This is a genomic window from Phenylobacterium sp. (assembly GCF_037968635.1).
In the GTDB taxonomy this organism is placed as follows: Bacteria; Pseudomonadota; Alphaproteobacteria; order Caulobacterales; family Caulobacteraceae; genus Phenylobacterium.
Genome location: NZ_JBBKVV010000047.1, coordinates 1 through 3,681, shown reverse-complemented (window position 1 = coordinate 3,681; position 3,681 = coordinate 1). Strand labels below are relative to the sequence as shown.

3 protein-coding genes are annotated in these 3,681 nt (G+C 65.2%); 2 read left to right on the top strand and 1 reads right to left on the bottom strand.

From position 1 onward, the window contains the following. Together uvrA and AAC997_RS05100 are read left to right on the top strand one after the other, a co-directional pair. A partial coding sequence (gene uvrA, locus AAC997_RS05105; protein ID WP_340644609.1) for an excinuclease ABC subunit UvrA occupies positions 1-2,115 on the top strand: 2,115 nt, incomplete at its 5' end. Positions 2,116-2,180: 65 nt separating this feature from the next. Next, a complete protein-coding gene (locus tag AAC997_RS05100; RefSeq protein ID WP_340644608.1) occupies positions 2,181-2,792 on the top strand; it encodes a glutathione S-transferase family protein in 612 nt (203 codons plus the stop codon). Between the two features lie 56 nt (positions 2,793-2,848). On the opposite strand, the gene AAC997_RS05095 is transcribed toward AAC997_RS05100, so the two are convergent. Further along, positions 2,849-3,681 (bottom strand): hypothetical protein (locus AAC997_RS05095; RefSeq protein WP_340644607.1); only part of this gene is annotated, 833 nt, incomplete at its 5' end.

The following is a 3,681-nucleotide window of genomic DNA, read 5'->3' as shown; positions in this document are numbered from 1 at the left end:
GTCTCCGGCTTCACCATCAGCGAGATCGAGCCGCGGCTGTTCTCGTTCAACAACCCCTATGGCGCCTGCCCGGTCTGCGACGGCCTGGGCATGAAGCTGGCCTTCGACGCCGACACCATCGTGCCCGACAAGGACAAATCCCTGCACAAAGGGGCCATCGCGCCGTGGTCGAAAGGCCCCTCGCCCCTCTACACCCAGACCCTGCAGGCCCTGTCGCGGCACTACGGCTTCTCGATGGACGAGCCGTTCTACAAGCTGTCCGACCAGGCCAGGAAGGTCGTCCTCTACGGATCGGGAACCGACAAGATCAAGTTCGTCTATGACGACAACGCCCGGAAGTATGAGGTCAACAAGACCTTCGAAGGCGTGCTGCCGAACCTGGAGCGCCGCTGGAGAGAGACCGACAGTTCCTGGGTGCGCGAGGAGTTGGGCCGCTATCAGTCCGAGACCCCCTGCGAGGCCTGCGAGGGCTATCGCCTGAAGCCCGAAAGCCTGGCGGTGAAGATCGCCGGCCAGCATGTGGGTCAGGTCTCGCGCCTGTCGATCCGCCACGCCGAGGAGTGGTTTACCGCCCTGGAGACCAGCCTCACCGACAAGCAGATGGAGATCGCCCGGCGCATCCTGAAGGAAATCAATGATCGCCTGCGGTTCCTGGTGAACGTCGGGCTGGACTACCTGAACCTCAGCCGCGCCTCGGGCACCCTGTCGGGCGGCGAGAGCCAGCGCATCCGGCTGGCCAGCCAGATCGGTTCGGGCCTGACCGGCGTGCTCTACGTGCTGGACGAACCCAGCATCGGCCTGCATCAGCGCGACAACACTCGCCTGCTCACCAGCCTCAAGGGCCTGCGGGACCTGGGCAACTCGGTGCTGGTGGTGGAGCATGACGAGGAGGCGATCATGACCGCCGACTACGTCATCGACATGGGTCCTGCCGCCGGCATCCACGGGGGCGAGATCATCGCCGAGGGCACCGCCGCCCAGGTGATGGCCAACCCCAAGAGCATCACCGGCCAGTACCTGTCGGGCGCCCGCGAGATCGAGGTGCCGCAGGATCGCCGCCCGATCTCCAAGAAGAAGGTGCTGCGGGTCATCGGCGCCACCGGCAACAACCTGAAGAACGTCACCGGTGAGATCCCGGCCGGAACCTTCACCTGCATCACCGGGGTGTCGGGGGGCGGCAAGTCCACCTTCACCATCGAGACCCTCTACAAGGCCGCCGCGCGGCGGCTGCACAACGCCTCCGACGCGCCGGCCCCCCACGACCGCATCGAGGGGCTGGAGATGTTCGACAAGGTCATCGACATCGACCAGTCGCCCATCGGCCGCACGCCGCGCTCCAACCCGGCCACCTATACCGGCGCCTTCCAGCCGATCCGCGACTGGTTCGCCGGCCTGCCGGAGTCCAAGGCCCGCGGCTATGGGCCGGGCCGGTTCAGCTTCAACGTCAAGGGCGGCCGCTGCGAGGCCTGCCAGGGCGACGGCCTGATCAAGATCGAGATGCACTTCCTGCCCGACGTCTACGTCACCTGCGATGTCTGCCACGGCAAGCGCTACAACCGCGAAACCCTGGAGGTGCTGTTCAAGGGCAAGTCGATCTCCGACGTCTTGGACATGACCGTCGAGGAGGCCGCCGACTTCTTCAAGGCCGTGCCCCCGGTGCGCGACAAGATGGACACCCTGAAGAAGGTGGGCCTGGGCTATGTCCAGGTCGGCCAGTCGGCCACCACCCTCTCGGGGGGCGAGGCCCAACGCGTGAAACTCTCCAAGGAGCTGTCGCGCAAGGCCACCGGCAAGACCCTCTACATCCTCGATGAGCCCACCACGGGTCTGCACTTCGAGGACGTGAAGAAGCTGCTGGAGGTGCTCCACGAACTGGCTGACCAGGGCAACACCATGGTGGTCATCGAGCACAATCTCGACGTCGTGAAGACCGCCGACTGGATCGTCGACTTCGGTCCCGAGGGCGGCGATGGCGGCGGCGAGATCGTGGACCAGGGCACGCCGGAACAGGTGGCCGCCAATTCCAAGAGCTGGACCGGCCGCTACCTCGCCGAGGTGCTCAAGCGCCACGAGGATCGCCGCAAGGCGCGGGTGAAGAAGCTGGTGAACGCCTAGGGCCTTCCCTCAAACAGCCGTTTGAAATAGCGTCGTTCCATAGTTTTGAGCATTGGAGTCGACCCATGAAGCTTTACGGCGCGCCGAACCCGGCCCCCAATCCCCGCCGCGTGCGCATCTTCCTGGCCGAGAAGGGCATCGACCTGCCCGAGACGCCGGTCAACATGATGAAGCGCGAGCACAAGAGCCCGGAGTTCCGCGCCAAGAACTCCATGGGCCAGCTCCCCACCCTGGAGCTGGACGACGGCACGACCATCTCCGAGACCGTCGCCATCTGCCGCTATCTGGACGAGACCAATCCCGGCTCGACGATGTTCGGGACCACGGCGCTGGAAAAGGCCCTGGTGGACCAGTGGATCCGCCGCGTCGAATTCACCGTCATGACGCCGGTCGGCATGTACTGGCGTCACGCCCACCCGCGCACCGCGGCCCTGCTGACCCAGTTCAAGGACTTTGGCGAGTCCAACGCCGAGACCTACAAGGGCGCGCAGAAGTATCTGGACCGTGAGCTTGCGGGTCACCAGTTCGTGGTGGGCGACACCTACACCATGGCCGATATCTGCCTGCTCTCCACGGTCGATTTCGCCGAGTGGATCGGCCTGCCGATGGACCCCGAGTTTGAACACCTGAAGGCCTGGCACGACCGGGTCACCGCGCGTCCCAGCGCCAACGCCTAACCTCTCTCATCGTCATGGCCGGCTTGTCCCGGCCATGACGATCTTGGGGATCGCGATCAGCCGCGCGGCGCGCCCGTCAGTTCGCGATAGGCCTCGGCCAGCGGCGAATAGATCATCACCACCTGCAGGATCGGCAGCAGCAACTGGACGAGCAGCGTGGCGACGAAGGCCACGATGGCCAGGGGCGCCAGGTTGGCGGGATTGGCGATAGCCTCATTGCCGCCCGCCAGCGCCACCGTCGCCGCGCTGATGATCGAAAACAGCACCCAGACCATCACATAGAAGATGATGGCCAGGATGGTCATGCCAAACAGGCTCCAGAAGTGGCCCTGGGTCAGGCGCCAGGATTGGAGGATGGATATCCGGTGCTCGGCGAAGGTCATGGGGGTGGCCAGGAGCAGCCGCACGCCCGCCCAGATCATCCCCACGGTCACCGCAAGGCTGACCAGGACGCCGAACGGGCCTCCGATCGCCGCCGCCGTGAAACCGACGACCAGGAAGGCGATGCCGACCGAGAACAGGACGAGATTGACCACGGTCAGACGCAGTTCGTCCGCCCCAAGCCGCAGATGCGCGAAACCCTTCTCTGACGGACGAAGCGCCAGCCGGTAGATCCCCCCCATCAGGATCGAGGTCAGGACGACGGCCAACACCATGACGACCAGGAACGCCCACAGATGCTGCTTCAGCATCGCACCATAGGTGGCCGCGTCGGCGGTCTCCTGGCTGCCGCTCTTGAGGTAGGTGATGAAGTCTGGGCCCAGCGTCACGACCATGATCATGGCGATCACCATGATCCCCAGGAAGTAGACCAGGCTCCAGGCCAGGATCGTCCCTGGCCGTTCGCGCGTGATCCGGAAGCCTTCCAGCGCCGACTCGCTCGGCGAAA